Origin of the sequence: Sorangium sp. So ce124, from assembly GCF_051525235.1 — a bacterium.
GTDB lineage: Bacteria > Myxococcota_A > Polyangia > Polyangiales > Polyangiaceae > Sorangium > Sorangium atrum.
This window is the reverse complement of sequence record NZ_CP150312.1, coordinates 13,317,614-13,335,346: the sequence shown is the minus strand read 5'-3', so window position 1 is coordinate 13,335,346 and position 17,733 is coordinate 13,317,614. Positions and strand designations below refer to the sequence as shown.

At 71.4% G+C, this 17,733-nt stretch carries 18 protein-coding genes; 6 read left to right on the top strand and 12 right to left on the bottom strand.

What is annotated here, in order from left to right; all coding sequences use genetic code 11:
* The first annotated feature begins 287 nt into the window (after positions 1–287).
* Positions 288–2,795 carry a beta-propeller domain-containing protein gene (locus WMF19_RS50005; protein ID WP_437896829.1) on the top strand — a complete coding sequence of 836 codons (2,508 nt, stop codon included), beginning with the start codon at positions 288–290 and terminating at the stop codon, positions 2,793–2,795.
* Between the two features lie 64 nt (positions 2,796–2,859).
* On the opposite strand, the gene WMF19_RS50000 is transcribed toward WMF19_RS50005, so the two are convergent.
* Positions 2,860–3,588, bottom strand: a complete 729-nt coding sequence (locus WMF19_RS50000) for a glutathione S-transferase family protein (protein WP_437896828.1) — start codon at positions 3,586–3,588, stop codon at positions 2,860–2,862.
* Between the two features lie 85 nt (positions 3,589–3,673).
* Here WMF19_RS50000 and WMF19_RS49995 point away from each other — a divergent pair, with 85 nt between their 5' ends.
* Positions 3,674–4,402, top strand: a complete 729-nt coding sequence (locus tag WMF19_RS49995) for a helix-turn-helix transcriptional regulator (RefSeq protein ID WP_437326491.1) — start codon at positions 3,674–3,676, stop codon at positions 4,400–4,402.
* A 42-nt stretch (positions 4,403–4,444) separates the two neighbouring features.
* On the opposite strand, the gene WMF19_RS49990 is transcribed toward WMF19_RS49995, so the two are convergent.
* Together WMF19_RS49990 and WMF19_RS49985 are read right to left on the bottom strand one after the other, a co-directional pair.
* The gene (locus WMF19_RS49990) at positions 4,445–5,557 is read right to left on the bottom strand and encodes a M23 family metallopeptidase (RefSeq protein WP_437896827.1); all 1,113 of its coding nucleotides are present in this window, start codon (positions 5,555–5,557) and stop codon (positions 4,445–4,447) included.
* A gap of 217 nt (positions 5,558–5,774) precedes the next feature.
* Entirely contained in the window at positions 5,775–6,641 is an 867-nt protein-coding gene (locus WMF19_RS49985) for a helix-turn-helix transcriptional regulator (protein ID WP_437896826.1), read from the bottom strand.
* A 155-nt stretch (positions 6,642–6,796) separates the two neighbouring features.
* Between WMF19_RS49985 and WMF19_RS49980 the strand changes: the two genes are divergently transcribed.
* Positions 6,797–7,561, top strand: a complete 765-nt coding sequence (locus WMF19_RS49980; protein WP_437896825.1) for an SDR family oxidoreductase — start codon at positions 6,797–6,799, stop codon at positions 7,559–7,561.
* Positions 7,562–7,615: 54 nt separating this feature from the next.
* Here the strand turns inward: WMF19_RS49980 and WMF19_RS49975 are convergent, their stop codons facing one another.
* Positions 7,616–8,404 (bottom strand): Uma2 family endonuclease, encoded by a 789-nt coding sequence (locus WMF19_RS49975; protein ID WP_437326487.1) that lies wholly within the window; start codon positions 8,402–8,404, stop codon positions 7,616–7,618.
* 216 nt (positions 8,405–8,620) lie between these two features.
* On the opposite strand from WMF19_RS49975, the gene WMF19_RS49970 reads away from it, so the two are divergent.
* Positions 8,621–9,406: an HAD family hydrolase gene (locus WMF19_RS49970; protein WP_437896824.1), complete on the top strand. Its 786-nt coding sequence runs from the start codon at positions 8,621–8,623 to the stop codon at positions 9,404–9,406.
* Positions 9,407–9,435: 29 nt separating this feature from the next.
* On the opposite strand, the gene WMF19_RS49965 is transcribed toward WMF19_RS49970, so the two are convergent.
* From WMF19_RS49965 to WMF19_RS49950, 4 genes are read right to left on the bottom strand one after another with little or no spacing between them, the layout of a single operon-like run.
* Complete coding sequence (locus WMF19_RS49965; protein WP_437896823.1) at positions 9,436–9,741, bottom strand: type II toxin-antitoxin system RelE/ParE family toxin; 306 nt, start codon at positions 9,739–9,741, stop codon at positions 9,436–9,438.
* Entirely contained in the window at positions 9,738–9,977 is a 240-nt protein-coding gene (locus WMF19_RS49960) for a hypothetical protein (RefSeq protein WP_437896822.1), read from the bottom strand. The genes WMF19_RS49965 and WMF19_RS49960 overlap by 4 nt, the downstream gene beginning before the upstream one ends.
* 30 nt (positions 9,978–10,007) lie before the next feature.
* A complete protein-coding gene (locus tag WMF19_RS49955) occupies positions 10,008–10,949 on the bottom strand; it encodes a hypothetical protein (RefSeq protein ID WP_437896821.1) in 942 nt (313 codons plus the stop codon).
* A gap of 34 nt (positions 10,950–10,983) precedes the next feature.
* Positions 10,984–11,541, bottom strand: a complete 558-nt coding sequence (locus tag WMF19_RS49950; protein ID WP_437896820.1) for a glycine cleavage system protein R — start codon at positions 11,539–11,541, stop codon at positions 10,984–10,986.
* A gap of 204 nt (positions 11,542–11,745) precedes the next feature.
* Here WMF19_RS49950 and hisC point away from each other — a divergent pair, with 204 nt between their 5' ends.
* Positions 11,746–12,843 carry a histidinol-phosphate transaminase gene (gene hisC, locus WMF19_RS49945; RefSeq protein ID WP_437896819.1) on the top strand — a complete coding sequence of 366 codons (1,098 nt, stop codon included), beginning with the start codon at positions 11,746–11,748 and terminating at the stop codon, positions 12,841–12,843.
* 15 nt (positions 12,844–12,858) lie between these two features.
* On the opposite strand, the gene WMF19_RS49940 is transcribed toward hisC, so the two are convergent.
* Complete coding sequence (locus WMF19_RS49940; RefSeq protein WP_437896818.1) at positions 12,859–13,470, bottom strand: hypothetical protein; 612 nt, start codon at positions 13,468–13,470, stop codon at positions 12,859–12,861.
* A 601-nt stretch (positions 13,471–14,071) separates the two neighbouring features.
* Between WMF19_RS49940 and WMF19_RS49935 the strand changes: the two genes are divergently transcribed.
* On the top strand, positions 14,072–14,884 hold the full coding sequence (locus WMF19_RS49935; RefSeq protein WP_437896817.1) for an alpha/beta hydrolase: 813 nt from the start codon (positions 14,072–14,074) through the stop codon (positions 14,882–14,884).
* A gap of 88 nt (positions 14,885–14,972) precedes the next feature.
* On the opposite strand, the gene WMF19_RS49930 is transcribed toward WMF19_RS49935, so the two are convergent.
* The 3 genes from WMF19_RS49930 to WMF19_RS49920 form a co-directional block, all read right to left on the bottom strand.
* Entirely contained in the window at positions 14,973–15,770 is a 798-nt protein-coding gene (locus WMF19_RS49930) for a helix-turn-helix domain-containing protein (protein WP_437896816.1), read from the bottom strand.
* A gap of 57 nt (positions 15,771–15,827) precedes the next feature.
* Positions 15,828–16,844 carry an aldo/keto reductase gene (locus WMF19_RS49925; protein WP_437896815.1) on the bottom strand — a complete coding sequence of 339 codons (1,017 nt, stop codon included), beginning with the start codon at positions 16,842–16,844 and terminating at the stop codon, positions 15,828–15,830.
* Between the two features lie 123 nt (positions 16,845–16,967).
* The gene (locus tag WMF19_RS49920) at positions 16,968–17,630 is read right to left on the bottom strand and encodes a glutathione S-transferase family protein (RefSeq protein ID WP_437896814.1); all 663 of its coding nucleotides are present in this window, start codon (positions 17,628–17,630) and stop codon (positions 16,968–16,970) included.
* Positions 17,631–17,733: the final 103 nt, after the last annotated feature.

The following is a 17,733-nucleotide window of genomic DNA, read 5'->3' as shown; positions in this document are numbered from 1 at the left end:
CTGGAATCCACGACAGCTGCCCTCGAGGGTCGCCCAAGGCCACCACCGTCGACGTCAAGACCTGTTGCTGGGTCATCTTCTCGTCGTCGCGCGACGGCTACGCTCCGATCCCGCACTGACGGAAACCAACCGTCATACCATCTGTTTGGCACACGTGTGCCAAACGGCCTGCGGCCAGTGCTTGCATGTCGTGCTCTCCGCTGCGCGGCAGGAGCAGCGCGCGGGCGAAGCGCGGTGAACCAAGCGAGCGGGCGGCTGGCGCGGGCCTTGCGAACGCAGCAGGCACCATGCGAACTCACCGCACCCATTCCTCCCTTTGGCTACTCCTGGCAACAGGCCTCCTCGCCGCCGGATGCGAGACGGCGTCCGCGCCTGTCGACCAGGTCGGCTCTCAGCGCGCTGCGCTCCACCGGGCTCAGTCCTGCAACGACCTCGAAGCGCTGCTGAAGCAGGACGCGCTCGCCAAGATGAACGCCCAGATCGACGCCACGATCGCGAGCTACTCGGCGTACGGCTACCCCCGCGGCGTCGTCGTCGGCGGCGTCGACAACGGCAGCGTCGGCGTCCCCGGAGGGGCCCAGGATCCCACGGACACGCCCGCCCCGGTGCCGCCCAGCGCAGACGGCGGGGAAACAGGCCAGGAGACCTCGGCAGATGGCAGCGGCAGCGGCGCCGACCCTGCCCACTCCGAGACGAACACCCAGGTCGCCGGCGTCGATGAGGCGGATATCATCAAGACCGACGGCAACAACATCTATGTGCTCCACGGCCAGAGCTTCTACACCCTGACGGCGTGGCCGGCGTCGTCGCTCGCCGTGGGCAGCTCGCTCGCGATCGAGGGGTCACCCCACGAGATGTTCGTGGCAGACGACAAGGTCGTCGTCTATTCGTCGGTCAACGGGGCCGCGATCTACGAGCAGGCGGGCGTCACGCCGCGACCGGGGTACTACGACTACCTGCTCGTCGACACCATGGTCGGCGGCGGTGGCGTCATGCCGACGCCTGGAGCCCCCAGCGCGCCGAGCAGCAACCCGGGGACCCCTGCCGACGGCGGAGACGCGAAGCCGCTGCCGCCGGACGACGCCGAGCCGCCGCCCGACGGCGGCACGCCTTCGTCCGACGACGCGCCCGACGGCGGCACGCCTTCGTCCGACGACGCGCCCCCGGACGCCGAAGCGCCGTCCAGCGGCGACGCGCCCGCGCCCCCGCCGCCGGACGGCGGGGCCGCTGAGCCGCCGCCCGACGTCAGCGACCCCGGCACGGGCGGCGTCTGGGCCCCCCTCACGAAGGTGACCGTCCTGAGCCTCGCCGGCGGCGCCCCCAGCGTGGTCAAGGAGCTCTACTTCGAGGGCGGCTACACCTCGGCGCGGCGCACCGGCCCGAACGTGCGCACGGTGCTGACCGGCGGCGCCCACGGCCCCGCCCTCCCCTACTGGCCCTCTGGCCTGACCGAGTATCCCGAGACCGCCGAGGCGTGGACGGCGGCGTTCGAGCAGCTCCGCGCCGAGAACGCGGCGATCATCGAGGACGCCCCGCTCTCGACGTGGCTGCCGTACCGCTTCGAGAAGCAGGGAGAGGCCGTGGAGCTGCTCGACGCGAGCTGCTCGGACTTCTATGTTCCGGAGGCCGGCACGACGTCGTACGGCCTGACGCAGATCGAGTCGATCGACCTCGCCGACCTCGCCGCAACGCCGGAGTCGACGTCGATCGTCGGCGCGACCGACACCGTGTACGCGAGCCACGACGCCCTCTACGTCGCCGCGCGGTCCTGGGATCATCAGGCGGCGCCCGGCGAGGTGTTCGTCGGCACGAACGTCACCCATCTGCACAAGTTCGATCTGATCGCCGACCCGAGCCAGCCCGGGTACGTCGCGTCAGGCTCGGTGTCCGGCCACATCATCAACCAGTTCTCGCTCGATGAGCACGACGGCAAGCTCCGCGTCTCGACGACCTCGCAGGTGCCGGCGGAGCCCAGGTGGACGACCAGCAACAACGTGTTCGTCCTCGAGGCGCAAGGGACCGATCTCGCGCAGATCGGCGCCGTCACCGACCTGGCCCCGGGCGAGACCATCCAGTCCACCCGGTTCGTCGGCGATCGCGGCTATGTCGTGACGTTCCGCCGAGTCGATCCGCTGTTCGTGATCGATCTCGCGGACCCGGCGTCCCCCTCCGTCGCGGGTGAGCTCAAGATCCCCGGCTTCAGCGAGTACATGCACCCGCTCGACGACGGACACCTCCTGACGATCGGCAGGGATGGCGAGGAGGACGGCACGGTGACCGGGCTTGCTCTCCAGATCTTCGACGTCACGAACGCGTCGGCGCCCGCGCTGCTGCACAAGGAGGCGCTCGACGGGGCGAAGTACATGCACTCCGAGGCCGAGTACAACCACAAGGCGTTCACGTACTATGGCGAGCTCGGCGTGCTGGCCTTCCCGCTCGTGAGCTTCGACGGGGAGACCGGCGTGATGTCGAGCACGCTCGAGCTGTTCAACGTCGATATCGAGGACGGGTTCAGCCGGCTCGGCGCTGTCGACCACAGCGGCTTCTTCAGCAGCGTGCCGTCGGGGTGCTACTACGGCGGGGCCGCCGTGCAGCGCGGCCTGTTCATCGAGGACTACGTGTACTCGTACTCCCAGGGCGGCGTGCTCGTGAACGCGCTCGACGACCTCGAGACGCCGGTGGCGTCGCTGCCCCTGCCCACCCCGGACTCGGTCGGATACGCGTGCGCCGGCGTCGGTGGCGGCGTCACGGAGCCCGCGCCGGCGCCCGAGCCGGCTCCCACCCCCGAGGAGTAACGCCGAACAGGCAGCGATCGGCCGCAGCGCCGCCGCCCCGTCCGGGCCGGCGGCGCTGCGCCGCTCAGGCGCCCGGCCGCGGCGCCTCCCACGGGTGATCCGGGTAGAACTCCTTCATGAGCCGCGCGGTGTACGCGGTGAGGTTCGCGAACCCCTCGGCCCTGCGCCGCAGCGGCGAGTCGAAGAACGGCGTGAGGAGGCCCGCCAGCGCCGCGAAGGCCGTCGCGTCGACGCCCGCCGGGCGCGCTCCGAAGAGGTACGGCTTGTCCCCGAGCAGCACGGAGAGCGCGGCCAGCGAGCGCGCGCCGAGCTCGACGACCTCGTCGTTCGCGTGGCGCGCGACGCCGACCGCGCGGAGCGCCTCGCGGACGCGCGCGACGAGCTCCTCGCGCAGCTTCGGGCGCGCCTCCTCCGGCGCGCCGTTGAGGAAATTCGCCGGGCCCTTCGCGAAGTTCTCCGGGATGAGCCAGCGGGAGTACACCATGGTCGGCGTGAGGCTGTTCTCGATCATGCGCTCGATGGCCCACGCCTCGGCGCGCTGCCGGGCGTCGAGGCCGGCGTCGAGATCCTTGCCGTGCTTCTTCTCGAGGTGCTCGCGGATGAAGTGCGAGTCGGCGATGCGCGCGCCGCCGTCGTCGATGAAGGGGAGCTGCCCCTTCGGCGACTGATCGGGCCGGGCGCGCTCCTTCGTGTAGGGGAGGCCCAGCAGCTTGAGCTGGACCTCGGTCTTGGTCACGTAGGGGCTGGCGTCCGGCAAGCCGAACATGGGGCCGAAGCTGTGGAGCGTGATCATGTGCAATCTCCGAGCAGTTGTGGGTCCGCCGTGGACTGCGCTTGATGTAGCCCTGCCCTGCTGACAACCTGGTGTCAGCATCCCCGTGCGACGCGCCGATCGCCTGTTCCAGATCCTGCAGATCCTGCGCCGGCAGCGGGCGCCGATCACGGCGGCGGCGCTCGCCGAGGAGCTCGAGACGTCGAAGCGCACCGTCTACCGCGACATCGCGGACCTCCTGGCCCAGCGCGTCCCGATCCGCGGGGAGGCCGGCACGGGGTACGTGCTCGATCGCGGCTTCGACATGCCGCCGCTGATGCTGACGCCCGACGAGATCGAGGTCGCGGTCCTCGGCGCGCAGTGGGTCGCCCAGCGCGGGGACGTCGCCCTGCAGCGGGCGGCGCAGGACCTCATCGCGAAGATCGCCGCGGCGGTCCCCGAGCGGCTGCGGCCCTTCGTGTTCGAGCCGGCGACGGGCACGCCGGTCGGGGCGGTCCAGACGCCCGACACGCTCGACCTGGCCCAGGTTCGGGCGTCGATCCGCGCCGGCACGAAGATCGCGCTTCGCTACCGCGACGAGACGGGGCACGAGAGCGAGCGCGTCGTGTGGCCCGTGATCGTGGGTTATCTCGAGTCGACGCGGCTCCTCGCGGCGTGGTGCGAGCTCCGCCAGGACTTCCGCCACTTCCGCACGGACCGCGTGACCGGCGCCAGGTTCCTCGACGAGCGCTACGCCGAGAAGCCGAGCGCCCTCCGCGCGCGGTGGCGCGCGCACATGCGCGCGCGTAGGGAGCTGCGAGAGCGCGCCGGCGCGGCGTCGATCAGGGCGCGCTAGCTCCGCGTGTCAGACGAGGCCGCCGGGCGGCCTCGCCGGCGGTCACCTCCGCTGGCGCCGGGCGCCCGACGCGGCCGCGCGCGGCTGCGACACCGAATCGTTCGCCGGCGACGACGGCTCGTCCCCGCCTCCGGGCCGCGACGCCGCGGGGAGGGGATCCCCGATGTCGTCGAGCTCTCGGTCGAGCTCGCCCTTCTCGGCGCGGAACGCGTCGCGCTGCTCGGCGGGGAGCTCCCGCAGGCGCATCGCGAGCAGCGTCTCCGCGTCGAAGTAAACGCCGTTGCGGCTCGCGCTGAAGTGCAGGTGCGGCCCCGTCGAGCGCCCGGTCGACCCCACGTAGCCGACGAGCTGATGGGTCGCCACGTGGTCCCCGCACTTCAGGCCCGCCGCGAACCTCGAGAGGTGCGCGTAGCCTGTCTCGACTCCGTTGTCGTGCTGGATCGCGACCCAGTTGCCGTGACCACCATGCGGCCCCACCCAGGAGACGCTGCCCTCGAGCGCGGCATAGACCGGGGTTCCCGACGGCGCGCCGTAGTCCGTGCCCTCGTGCGGCCTCACGCGGTGCAAGATGGGGTGCATCCGCTTGGGGTTGAACGGCGACGTCCGACGCAGCGTGGCGAGCGGCGCCTGCCACGGGTTCGGCACGAGCTCGCGTCCGTCATCGTCGACCAGCCGCCCCGTGGCGTTGTCGTCGAACCGGTAGAAGCGGGCTTCCGGCTGCCCGGCCGCCCGCACGTCGAGCGCCAGAACGCGAGGCTCCTCCGGCGCCCTGGCGGCCTCGGCCACGGCGCGGATCACCGCCCCGCGACGGAGGCCGTGAGGGAGACGCCGCGCGAGCAGCTCCTCGGCTGCCCGCCGCACGCTCGCCAGCGGCTCCGCCGGCCCGTCCGGGGCTCCCACGGTCCAGGCCAGCGCGAGGTGCGGTTCTGCGCCCGCGTCGGGAGCCGGCGCGGGCGGCGGCGGCGCGTCCGGAGGCCCGGCGCTCGCGAGCTGCCGGCTCGCGGCGTCGAGCGACCTGTCGATCTCGATGGCGCGCACCGCGAACCACGCGACCCCGACGCCGAGCAGCCCGAGCCCGAGCCACACCGAGGCCTCGGTGCGGGGCGACCAGCCGTCGGAAGGGGGCTCGGATCGCTTGAGGCTTCCACCGGGCATCAGAGATCACCCTGCGCCATGGCACCGGCGAGCCTTGGCGGCAGTGACAGGGGCACGAGACATGCGGACGCTATGCGCGAGCGTCGTTCCCGTCAACCCCGGCCGCCCGGCGGGCCCCCTTCGAGGACGCATCGCTGGCGCGACAGGTCTCCTCGGGCACGCACGCATCGAGCGCGCTCAGCTCTCCTACCGCGCAGCTGGATCAGCGCGCCCCTCATCATCCGCTGTCAGCCCCGCACAGCGCCGTGAGGCGGCGCTCGTCCTCGGGTCCGCCCGCCGCGCGCGCCGTGTAGTAGACGAGCTGCTGGCGGCTCGACGTCGTCGAGGCGAGCGTGTGCCACTCGAGGACGAGCGGCCCGGCGCCGTCGGCGTCGCGGCCCCCCGCGGCCTGGACCTCGACGCGGAAGGCCTTCGCGCCGCTCACCTTGGCGCGGACCTCGTGGTGCGCCCAGATCGCCCGGAACGCCTCGCTCGTCTCGAGCAGCTCGGCGACGAGCGCGTCGAACTCCGGATCTCCCACGTACGAGCTTGCGCTGAAGCGGAAGGCGGCCACGACCTCTCGCTCGATCACGCCGATCTCCGCGTAGCGCGCGCGGTAGGCCGCATGGTGGAAGGTCATCCAGAGCAGGTTGCGCCTTCGCGGGGGGACGTCGCCGAAGTCCACGAGCAGGCGGCGCGCCGCGCCGTTCCACGCGAGCACGTCGAAACGGGGGCTGAAGACGAGCGCCGGGACGCGCATCGCATCGAGCGCGCGCGCCATCGCCGGCTCGGCCCTCTCCTGGCGCGCCGCGGCCCGCGCGGGCTCGGGCCGCGCCAGGTAGAACAGGTGACCTCGCTCGTCGTCGTCGAGCTTCAGCACGCGCGCGATCGCCTCGAGCGTCTCGCGCGACGGGTTCACGTCACGCCCTTGCTCGAGCCGCGTGTACCAGTCGACGCTGAGCCCGGCGAGCTGCGCGATCTCCTCGCGCCTGAGGCCCGGCGTGCGCCGCCGCTTCCCCGCGAATACGCCGCCCGCGATCGGCGCCGCGCGCATCCGCCTCCCTCGGAGGAAATCCGCCAGCTCGCTCCGCCTGTCGCTCACCATCGCGCGCGCCCCGGGCACGCACCGAAAGATGCCCTGTTCGCGCTCCCCTATCCAGGGATTGCGGATCCTAGGTTTGCGGCACGTCTGCCTAGCCTCGACGCGGAGCTCCAGATTGCGGGCACCCCCGATCGGGGACCCAACCAGGAGCTGGCACCATGTCTCAGCATCTTCCTCTCGCAGGTCGCATCGCCGTCGTCACCGGGGCCTCCAGCGGCATCGGTGAGGCCACCGCGCGCAAGCTCGCAGCGCAGGGCGCCGCCGTCGCGCTCCTCGCGCGTCGCAAAGACCGCCTCGATTCGCTGGCCGAAGGCATCCGCGCCGCGGGCGGGCGCGCGCTCGCGCTCGCCTTCGACGCCAAGGACAGGGCCGCCGTCGCCGGCGCCGCGCGGTCGATCGCGGCCGAGCTCGGCCCCGTCGACCTCGTGATCAACAACGCCGGCGTCATGTTGCCCTCCGGCGTCGAGGAGCACCGGATCGCCGATTTCGAGCAGATGATCGAGGTCAACCTCACCGGCGCGATGCGGGTCGTCGACGCGTTCGTCGATCCGCTGGTCGCGGCAGCGAAGCGGGGCGGCCCGTCGGACCTCATCAACATCTCGTCGATCGGCGCGCACGGCGTCTTTCCGACGTTCGCCGTGTACTGCGCCACCAAGGCCGCTGTCACCCACCTCTCGCGCAACCTGCGCGCCGAGCTCGGACCGAAGCACGTCCGCGTCTCGGTCATCGAGCCTGGGTTCGTCAACACGGAGCTCCAGAGCCACATGACCGACGAGGCCGCCAAGGCGTGGATCGCCGAGGCGAGGCAGCAGATCACGTGGCTCACGGCGGACGACCTGGCGAGCACCATCGCCTTCACGGCCGCCCTCCCGCGGCACGTCAACCTGGCGCACGTGACCATCATGCCGACCCAGCAGGTGTGACCGGCGCCTCCTCGCGACCGGAACCGCTCGCGGCGCCGTGACGCGCGCTGCGCGCTACCCGTGCTCCAGCTGCTCCAGCTCGCGCACGCGCGCCTCCAGCTCGCGCACGCGCGCCTCGGCCGCCTCCCGCGCGCGGGCCTCGATCGCCGCCGCTTCCTCCTGGGTGGGCACGAGCTCGCCCTTGCCGCCGGGGCGCGTGAGGCGGAGCCGGGCCTCGGCCCCGCCGCCGATCACGCAGAGCCAGCTGTCGAGCGCGGGGCTCCACACGCGCCCGGCGCCGGCGTACACGCGGACGTACGCGCCGTCGGGGTCGCGCCGGTAGGCCTGGAGCGCCACGCGCCCCGCCGGCGGCCGGTGCGTGGCGGCCAGCGGATCGAAGATCGCCAGCTCTGGGCAGCCGAGCTGGCAGTACTTGAGCGGGACGTCCTCGTAGGCCTTCTGCCAGTCGCTCGCCACGATCTCCAGGGCGAAGCGCGGCGGCCGGTGGCCGGGCAGCCAGGTCTGCCACTGCTTGGGCAGCGGCGGCGCGGGCCGGTGATCGAGGAGGTAGACGTCCGGCGAGACGCGCACGAGCGGCTCCTCGCGCACCCAGGCGAAGAACCGATCCGCGCCGGCGTGGTGGTCGGTCCAGCCGCGCTCGCGCGCGAGCTGCGCGATCGAGGAGAGGAGCAGGCGGGAGATCTCGTCGTGCTCGCCCCACGCGCCGATGCCGTCCGCGTCGTCCAGGTACCAGTCCGACCAGTCGATGGTCGCGCGGAGCTCCTCGGGATCCGGGTCGCGGACGACGAGCGCTCGCGGCAGGCGCGTCGCAGGGGGAGCGGCTCCGGAACGGGCAGGCAGCACGAGCCCGCACGGTAGCACCCCGAGCGGAGCGGCGGGAGCCACAGGGGGGCGCGATCGCCTGTGGCGGGCGGCCGTGGCGCGCCGCCGGACGGAGCCGGAGGAGGCGCGATACGGCGCCGCGGGCGGCTGTCGCCGGCGCGCTCCAGCGCGCTGTGCGCCGCGTCGTCGAGGCGCCGCGGGGCTCCCGATCCGGCGCGCCGGCGCCATGTCAGCGGCATGCGTCCTCTCGGGGGAGTCCTCTTCGACGTCGATGGGGTGGTTGTCGACTCGCCGCATGAGCGCGCCTGGCAGGAGGCGCTGGAGGTGCTGATGGCGACCGAGTGGCGCGCGATCGCGCCCGAGACGCGCTACGCGCCGGAGCGGTTCACGACGGCCGTCTACCAGAGCGAGGTCGCCGGCAAGGCGCGCGAGAGCGGCGCGCGCGCGGCGCTCGACTACTTCGGCGTGCCCGACGCGGCGGAGCGCGCCGGGGTGTACGCCGAGCGCAAGCAGGAGGTGCTGCTCCGGAAGATCGCGGCGGGGAAGTTCGTCGTGTTCTCTGACGCGACGCGGCTGATCCTGGAGCTCAAGGCGCGCGGCGTGCTCCTCGCGGCGGCGTCGTCGTCCAGGAATGCCAGCGAGCTCCTCCGCAGGATCCGCGTCGACGCCTTCGTCGAGCACCAGAACCCCCGCCGCGCGCCGGTCGCGCTGGGCGCGACGCTGCTCGACCTGTTCGACGCCGACCTCTGCGGCGCCGCGGTGGCGCGCGGAAAGCCGGCGCCGGACCTGTTCCTGGCCGCCGCGCGCGCGCTCGGCGTCCCGCCGCCGCGCTGCCTCGTCATCGAGGACGCCCCCTCCGGGGTGCAGGCCGCGAAGGCGGCCGGGATGACGTCGATCGGCGTGGCGCGGCTCGCCGACGAGGCGCTGCTGGCCGCGGCGGGGGCGGATCGCGTCGTGACGACGCTCGACCAGCTCGATCCGGACGCGCTGGTCGAGGGGCAGATCGCGGCGCGCGCGGCGTGAGCCGCGGCGCGGACCCGAACGCCAACGGATCAACGAAGCGACGGCGGCCGCCGTCGGCGCGTGCTCCAGACGGACAGGATGACGACGAGCGCCTTCGTCGGATGATATCGGTAGTACGCGTAAAACTGCGTTCTTTCGAGCAGCAATCGTCGAACGCCCTGAGTCCTGGCGGCCTGGTACTCGTGCCCGAGCTCAGGAGCGGTCCGGAGGAGGCGAACGGCTTGCGCGAGCTCGGCGATGAACACGGGCCACAGCGCCGGCCGATGCGTCTGACACCACGCCTCGATGCGATCGAGCTCGTGCGATGCCCGCCGAGCAAAGCGAACCGCTGTCACGACGCGCGAGCACGGAGGCGGGCGAGCACCTCGTCGGCGTCGAGCGTGTCTCCTGCGTCGTCCTGCATAATGCCCTCAGCGAGCGCCGCATGGAGGGCTCCCCGCTCCTCGTCATCGAGCTCATCGAGCGCGTCTCCCCCCACGGCGACAAGATCCACCACGGCCCCCTCTGGCAACTCGGTGGGCTCGTCGAGCACGAGGTGGCCGTTCCGCACGGTGGCTTTCAGCGAGAGCATCGAGGGATCATAGCACCGTGCGGCGTCCCCTCAGCCGCCCTGCTTGCGGACGATCGCCAGGCTCCAGATCTCCCCGGCGCTCGTCCCGACCCACAGGCTCGGCGAGCCCTTGCCGGCGACCGCGAGCACGGCCGGCTCGCCGCGGGCGCCGAGCGTGACGCTCGCCGTCGGCGCGATCGGCGCGCCGGACGCGGCCTCGATGGCGGCGCCGTCGAACAGCGCGACGCGGCCGTCCGCGAAGGCCACGAAGAGGCTCGACTCGAGGACGGCGACGTCGGCGACGGGATCGGCGAACGCGAGCATCTTGGCCGCGAGCTTGCCCGACGACCTCACGACCGCGCAGGCCGCGCTCGCGCCGCGCTTGTACACAGCCGTCAGCTTCGGGCCGCCGCGCACGCGATCGAGGTTCTGGGCCGCGCGCGGCAGCGAGGCGCGGAGCGTCGGGCCCGGCTCGGGTGTCGCGCCGGGGTGGACGCGGAGCTCGCCTCCCTCCCCCGCGCCGTCCATCACCACGTGCGCCTCGGTCTCGGTCAGGTCGAACGCCCGCGCGGAGCCGCGCACCGCGAACGTGCGGCCGTTCACCTCGGTCTTGTCGAGCTTGAGCTCCGTCGCGCTGCCGTCCCAGCCGAGCGCGAGCGCCGTCTCGCCCGACGGCCGCGTGGCGAGCTGCCGCGCGTCCCGGCCGACCTGATCGAGCTTCGGGCCGTGCGTGATGCCGAGCAGCGCCCACACCGCGTCGTCGCCGCTCCGCACCACCGCGACGTCCTTCGACAGGAGCGCCACGTCGTGCGCCGAGGGCAGCGACAGGTTCGTCGTCTTCGCGCCGGAGCCGCCGATCGGGCAGACGCCGAGGCGCACCGGATCGGTCGAGATCATCGCGACGAGCCCGGGGCTCGCGAGGACCGCGGCGCCTCGGATCTCCGCGTCCAGGCCGTGCACCTTGCGGGGGGAGCTCAGATTGCTGAAGGGCATGGCCCGCTAGGATACCGGTTCTCGCGCGGCGCGGTCAGCCCTTGATGAGCGAGCGGACGTCGATGTCGAGGTTCTCGGACTCCGCGACCGCATCCATCGCCTTGCGGAGCTGGGTAACGGTCACCCCGGCGGGGACGTCGACGCGGGCCTCCATCCGGAAGAGCTGCGAGCCGGTGACAGGCGCCTCGTAAGCCGAGGTCTCGAGCGAGACGATGTTCACGCCGACGCCGTGGAGCGCGCGCGACACCGCGCGCACGATGCCTTCGTGATCGAGCGCGTCGACGGAGATGACGCAAGGGATGGTCGCCGCGCGCCGGTGCGACTCGGGGCTCTTGGTCCTGCGGCTCTGCACCGTGAGCCCCGTCGCCCGGGTGAGCGACTCCGTGTCGCGCTCGACCGCCTCGATCGCGCCGGGGGGCCCGGACGCGAGCAGGAGGATGCCGAACTCGCCGCCGAGCACCGCCATCCGGCTGTCCTCCACGTTGGCGCCGCGCTCCGTCAGGTAGTGGGTCACCTCCGCGACGATGCCCGTCCGGTCAGGGCCGAGGCAGGAGAGGACCAGGAAGATTTCAGGCTCGGGCGTCGTCGTCATGCGGCGCATCTTAGTCCGATCCGCGCAGCCCGCGCACCTCGCCGCGGGCCGCGCGGGTCGCACGACGAGCGCCCGGGCAACGCCGTCCGTGTCCTCCGGCCGAGCTCCCGCCGAGGGCGGCCGGGATCGAGCGTCGCGCGCGCCTCCCGCCGACGACGAGGCGCTTGTCTCCGGCGAGCCAGTGGGCGAGAGACGGCCATCCCCATGCTGTACGAACGCGACAACATCCATCGCCTCACGCCCTACACGCCCGGTGAGCAGCCGCAGCGGGCCGACGTGGTCAAGCTCAACACGAACGAGAACCCGTACCCGCCGCCGGCCGCCGTGCTCGAGGCGATCCGGGACGTCTCGGCCGATCAGCTCCGCCGGTACCCGCCGCCCCGGGCGCAGCAGTTCCGCGAGACCGCGGCGCGGCTCCATGGCCTGTCGCCCGAGCAGGTGATCGCCACGAACGGCGGCGACGAGCTGCTCCGCATGGCCGTGACGGTGTTCTGCGAGCCCGGCGGCCGCGGCATCGGGGAGACGTACCCGACCTACTCGCTCTACGACGTGCTCGCGGAGATCCACGGCACGACGATCACCCAGGTCCCCCTCGCGGAGGACTGGTCGGTCCCGGAGGATTTCGCGCAGCGCCTGAACGAGCAGGGCTGCCGGCTCGCGCTCCTCGTCAACCCGCACGCGCCGTCGGGGCGGCAGGAGCCGCTCGACAAGCTCGAGCGCGTCGCGCGGGCGTTCCGCGGCGTGCTCCTCATCGACGAGGCGTACGTCGACTTCGCGGAGTTCGACGCGACGCCGCTGCTCGACCCGGCGCGGGGGCTCGACAACGTGCTTCTGCTGCGGACCCTGAGCAAGGGCTACTCCCTCGCGGGGCTGAGGTTCGGGTACGGGCTCGGGCACCCGCGGCTCATCGAGACGCTCGACAAGGCCCGCGACAGCTACAACACGGATATCCTCTCGCAGGCCGCGGCCACCGCGGCGCTGTCCGCGCGGGACGAGGCGAGGAAGAGCTGGGAGAAGGTGATCGCCGAGCGCGCCCGGCTCACGGGGGCGCTCCGGCAGAAGGGGTTCGCCGTGGCGCCGAGCCAGAGCAACTTCGTCCTGGCGAGTCCGCCGGGAGGAGGGCTGTCGGCACAGGCGATGTACCGGGCGCTCTACGATCGCGCGATCTTCGTGCGCTACTGGGACGCGCCGCGCATCCAGGACAAGCTGCGGATCACGGTGGGCACGCCGGAGCAGAGCGACGCGCTCCTCGGGGCGCTCGACGAGCTGTCGCGCGCCGCCGGGGCCGCGGGGGCATCATGAGCTGAGCCTAGGCTTTCAGCGCAGGCAGGTGACACCACGTCGAAGTCCCGCTTGGTGGCCGTTCATGAAGCCACCCACGTAACCGCGCACCTTGCAGAACTCGTTGGCGGCGCGCGCCGGCTGGGCCCAGTGGAGAGCATTCACATCGTCATCGATCGGCCAGCCCACGTTGCGGAAGTCCGCAAGGAGCGCGTCGATGAAGGAAGCGGCCGTTGCGTCGACGCACACGACCCCGCGCATCTCGCCAGCCTGATGACCGTTCATCCAGCCGCTGAGGAATCCCCTCGCCTTGCAGAACTCGTTGGCGGCGCGGGCCGCTTGCGCCCACGGGACGACATCGAGGTTCCCGCTCACGGGGAAGCCGGTCTGGCCCAGCTCCGAGAGCGTGGCGTCGATGAAGCGGGCGTTGGCTGCGTCCACGCAGGTCGCGCCGCGCATCGCCCCCGCCTGGTGACCATTGAGCACGCCGGCAAGGAACCCGTTCCCTTTGCAGAACTCGTTGGCCGCACGGCGCGCCTGGGCCCAGTTGGTCGCGTTGAGGTCGCCATCGATGCCGAAACCCACCGCGCGAAAATCCTGGAGATTCGCGTCGACGAAATGGGCCGCCGCGATGGCTTCGCCAGACATCGATGCGACCCATATCACGGTTGAGAAAACCACCCATGCACGGCGCATAACGACCTCTTCACCTCGGGTTGCGTTGGCCAGAGCAAGAGCGAGACCTCGCCCTCGCGAGCGTTCCGTGCGCGGTCATGAGGCGCGCCCTCGTCCGCGGAACTTTCACGCTCGGCCCGCCCCTTCCGAATTGCCATGGGGTCCGGAGACTGCTAGCTTCGGACACACCTCGCCAGCCCAGCCACGGCTGGCGTTTCTGTTTCCAGAGTAATGCCTGACCGCGCGATACAGCGGCCAGATAAGAACCGCCAAAGGCGCGAAAGACGTCGAGAGCACCCAGAAAATTCTCTCCCTGGCGCCTTCAGCGGCGCCAAGGATGTACTTTTCTCGCCTAAACGCCGCTCTCGAGGCGTCTGATCCCCTTTGTCCGACCGCCCGGTAAGCCGCCACCGGGCTATGAGCAGCGCGTCGTCCTCGGTGCTCCGCGCAGCTCGGCAGATTGAACCTCGTCGGCTCGCCCGCGCGGGCTGTGCGCACTTGCGTCCGGGAATCCCTGCGCGGTGCGCTGTCATCGAGCGGCGCTGGTCGACACCACAGCAGAGGAGAAGCACAGATGAGCCAAGAATCCGAGCGAGCCCAGATGATGAAGAAGACGGCGGTCCTCGAGATCCCCGGAATGGATGCCGTCATCCTCCGCAGGGATATCGAGTACCAGGCGACCGACGCAGGCGCCCTGACCTTCGACCTCTACGCTCCACCAACCTCGGTGGCCGTGGCACGGGCGCCTGCCGTCGTCTTCGTGTCCGGATATCCGGATCCGGGGTTCGAGTCGGTGTTCGGCTGCAAACGCAAGGAGATAGGGCAGTCCACGTCGTGGGGACGGCTGGTGGCCGCTTCCGGGCTCGTGGGCATCAATTACACGAACCGGGAGCCGTCCGATCTTCATGCGCTGCTCGAGCACCTGCGGCAGAACGCCGCCTCGCTCGGGATCGACGAGCGCCGGATCGGCCTGTGGGCCTGCTCCGGCAACGTCCCCATGGCCCTGTCGGCGCTGATGCGGGGAGCGAGCGGCTCGCTCCGGTGCGCCGCCCTCTGCTACGGCTTCATGCTCGATCTCGGCGCGTCCACCCGCGTCGCGGAGGCGGCGGCGCAGTTCCGGTTCGTCAACCCGTGCGCCGGGAAGTCGATCGACGACCTCCCTCCGGACCTGCCCCTGTTCATCGCCAGGGCGGGACAGGACAGGATGCCCCACCTGAACGAGACGATCGATGACTTCGTCGCCGGAGCGCTGGCCCGCAACCTGCCAGTGACGCTCGTCAACCTCGCCGCGGCGCCGCACGCGTTCGATCTGCTCGACGACAGCGAGGCTTCGCGAGAGACGATCAGGAGCATCCTGGGGTTCCTGCGGTTCAATCTCCTGGGGTAGGGCGATCCGGCCTGCGCGCTCGGCTCACCGGGAATGCCTGGAACGAGGAGCCGGATGTGCGGTGCCTTCTCCTGCCGAACGCAAACGCCTAAGCTGGATCATCAGCCTGCATGCAAGGAGGACTGGTCATCCGGCCGCCCGCGCGTTTGAGGAACGCGCCCGGTGTGAGCCCGACGAGCTGACGGAAGTCGGCGATGAGGTGGGCCTGGTCATAATAGCCCGCGTCTGCGGCGATACGCGCCCAGTCGCACGAGGTCGCTGCCATTCGCACCGCGCGTTGCAGGCGGACGGTCCGCGCGAACTCCTTCGGGCCGATGCCGACGTTCTCGATGAAAGCGCGGCGGAGATGCCGCGCCGTGACGCCGAGCCGATCGGCGACACGCTCCACCCGGACCTCGCCCCCTTCGAGCAAGCGAACCGCACGACGGGCGAGCTGCCCCGATGCCGTTTCGAAGGGTCGGCCGGCGCGGAGGGCGAGCGCCCGGGCGACGCGGTCCATCAGGTCCGCGCGGCTCCTCGCGGCGAGCAGCTCACCGCAGAGCTCGCACGCCGCGCGGCCCCACACGTCCTCCAGCGGAACGATCTGGTCCGTGAGCTCGCTCGCTGCCACGCCGAGCAGCGGAACCGACCAGCCAGGCTTGAACCGAAGGGTGACCGTCCGCGCGATGCCGGTCTTGCTCTTGAATACCGCGCGCGTCCGGGGGCCCGCGACCCACACGTCCCCCTCGCGCCCACCCTCGAGCGCTCGAAAAAAGAGGCCCGTTCTGCCGTCGGGAAGCCACTCGACGTCGAACACCTGACCGGGGGGTGCCGCAACCTCACGGACGTCCTCGACGAAGCGCGGGAGCGTGAGGGTGGGGAGATCCATCGCTGCGGCCACGTTCATCACTCTTACGCCTCTCGTGCGGCCGTTCAAGCCGACGCGGGTGGCCGCATCGGTCGGCTACCGCTCGCTGTCGAGAGCCTTCATGTGCTGGGCGGGGTAGCGCGTGCCGCCGATCGCGCCCGCTGGCACGATGCTCTCGAGCACCGCGACGTCGCCCGCCGACAGCGGCTTGTCGAGGGCCACGAGGGCGTCGTCGAGCTGGGCTCGCGTGCGGGCCCCGACGATCGGCACCAGCGTGGGCTGCTTCGCCAGCACCCACGCGAGCGCGACCTGAGCCGGCGTCATCCCTCGCTCGCCGGCGAAGGCGTGGAGCTTCTCGACGACACTCGCGTTCTTTGCGCCCTGTTCGCCTGCGAAGCGTGGCATGTGCTGCCGGAAGTCCCCCTTTCCCGAGGGCTTGCTGCCGGTGAGCAGCCCCCGCGAAAAGACCCCGTAGAGCGTCGCGCTCATCCCGAGCTCCGCAAGGACAGGGAAGATGGACGTCTCGGGCCCGCGCGTCGCGATCGCGTACTCGATCTGCAGGTCCACGATCGGGTGCACCTCGCTCGCGCGCCGGATCGTCTCGACCCCCACCTCGGACAGCCCGATATGCCGGACGAAGCCGGCCTTGATGAGGTCGGCGATGGCCCCGACGGTGTCCTCGATGGGCACCTGCGGGTCGAGACGAGCGGGGCGGTACACATCGATGACCTCCACGCCCAGCCGATGCAGGCTGTACGCAGCGAAGTTCTTCACGGCCGCCGGGCGGGTGTCGATGCCCAGCGCGGCGCCGTCCGGGCCGCGCATCGCGCCGAACTTCACCGAGAGCTGGACCTTGTCGCGCACCCCCTCGATCGCGCGCCGGATGAGGAGCTCGTTGTGCCCGTTGCCGTAGAAGTCTCCGGTGTCGATCAGGGTGATCCCTCGCTCGATGGCGCGGCGGATCGTCGCCACGCCCTCGGCGTCCTCGGCCGGGCCGTAGGCGCCGGACATCGCCATGCAGCCGAGGCCGACGGGAAAGACGCTGGGTCCTGTCTTGCCCAGCGGAGTCGATCGGATCGGGGAGCGGCTCATCGTGGCGTCGAGGTGGGTCATGGGGTGTTCATGCCACGCGCCCGCGGCCTCCGATTGGAAGAACCGGACATTCGGGGACCCCGACATCTCGCTCCGACTGGGCGCCAGGCCCGCGGATCGGGTCCGGGGCCGACGGCCCCTCGATCATGGAGCGGCCCCCAGCAACGGCGTCATGTCCGGATCCGCCTTCTGCATCGCGCGCCGATACGCGGGGCGCGCGCCGATCCGCTGCAGATAAGCCAGGATGTTCGGCCACGGCGAGAGATCGTACGGGTTGAACCGCCGCATGGTGGTCAGCGAGAACACCGTCATGATGTCCGCCGCCGTCAGCTCCGGGCCGGCGAGATAAGGCGCCTCACCCAGGCGCTGCTCCACCGTGGAGAAGATCAGGTTGAACCGATCCTTCGCCGCTTGCAGCGCCACATTCTTCTCGGACGCATCGACGCGCTCCAGGTACCACACCCGCAAGACGGCCGGCTGCAAGGTCCCGTTGGCGAAGTGGAACCAGTAGAGGTAGTCGGCGAATCCGGGCTGGCCGCGCTGCACGGCGAGCCGTCCCTCGCCATGGGTCGCGATCAGATAGTCGACGATCGCCCCGGATTCACCGAGCACCAGCTGTCCGTCGGTGATGATCGGCGCCGTCCCCATCGGGTGCAGCGCCTTGTATTCCGGCGGCGCCATCCTGTTGTCCCTTCGGCGCTCATACCGTTTCAGCTCATAGTCGAGCCCAAGCTCCTCGCAGAGCCAGACGATCCGCTCCGATTGGGAGCGCCCGAGGTGATGCACGATCAGGGTGTTGTTCGGCATGAGCTCAATGTACGACTGCAGGTCGCGAGATGCTTGCCGGTAGCTCTTTGCTTCTTGCTCGATCCTCTCATCGGAGACACAAAAGCGCGATGGTGCTACGCTC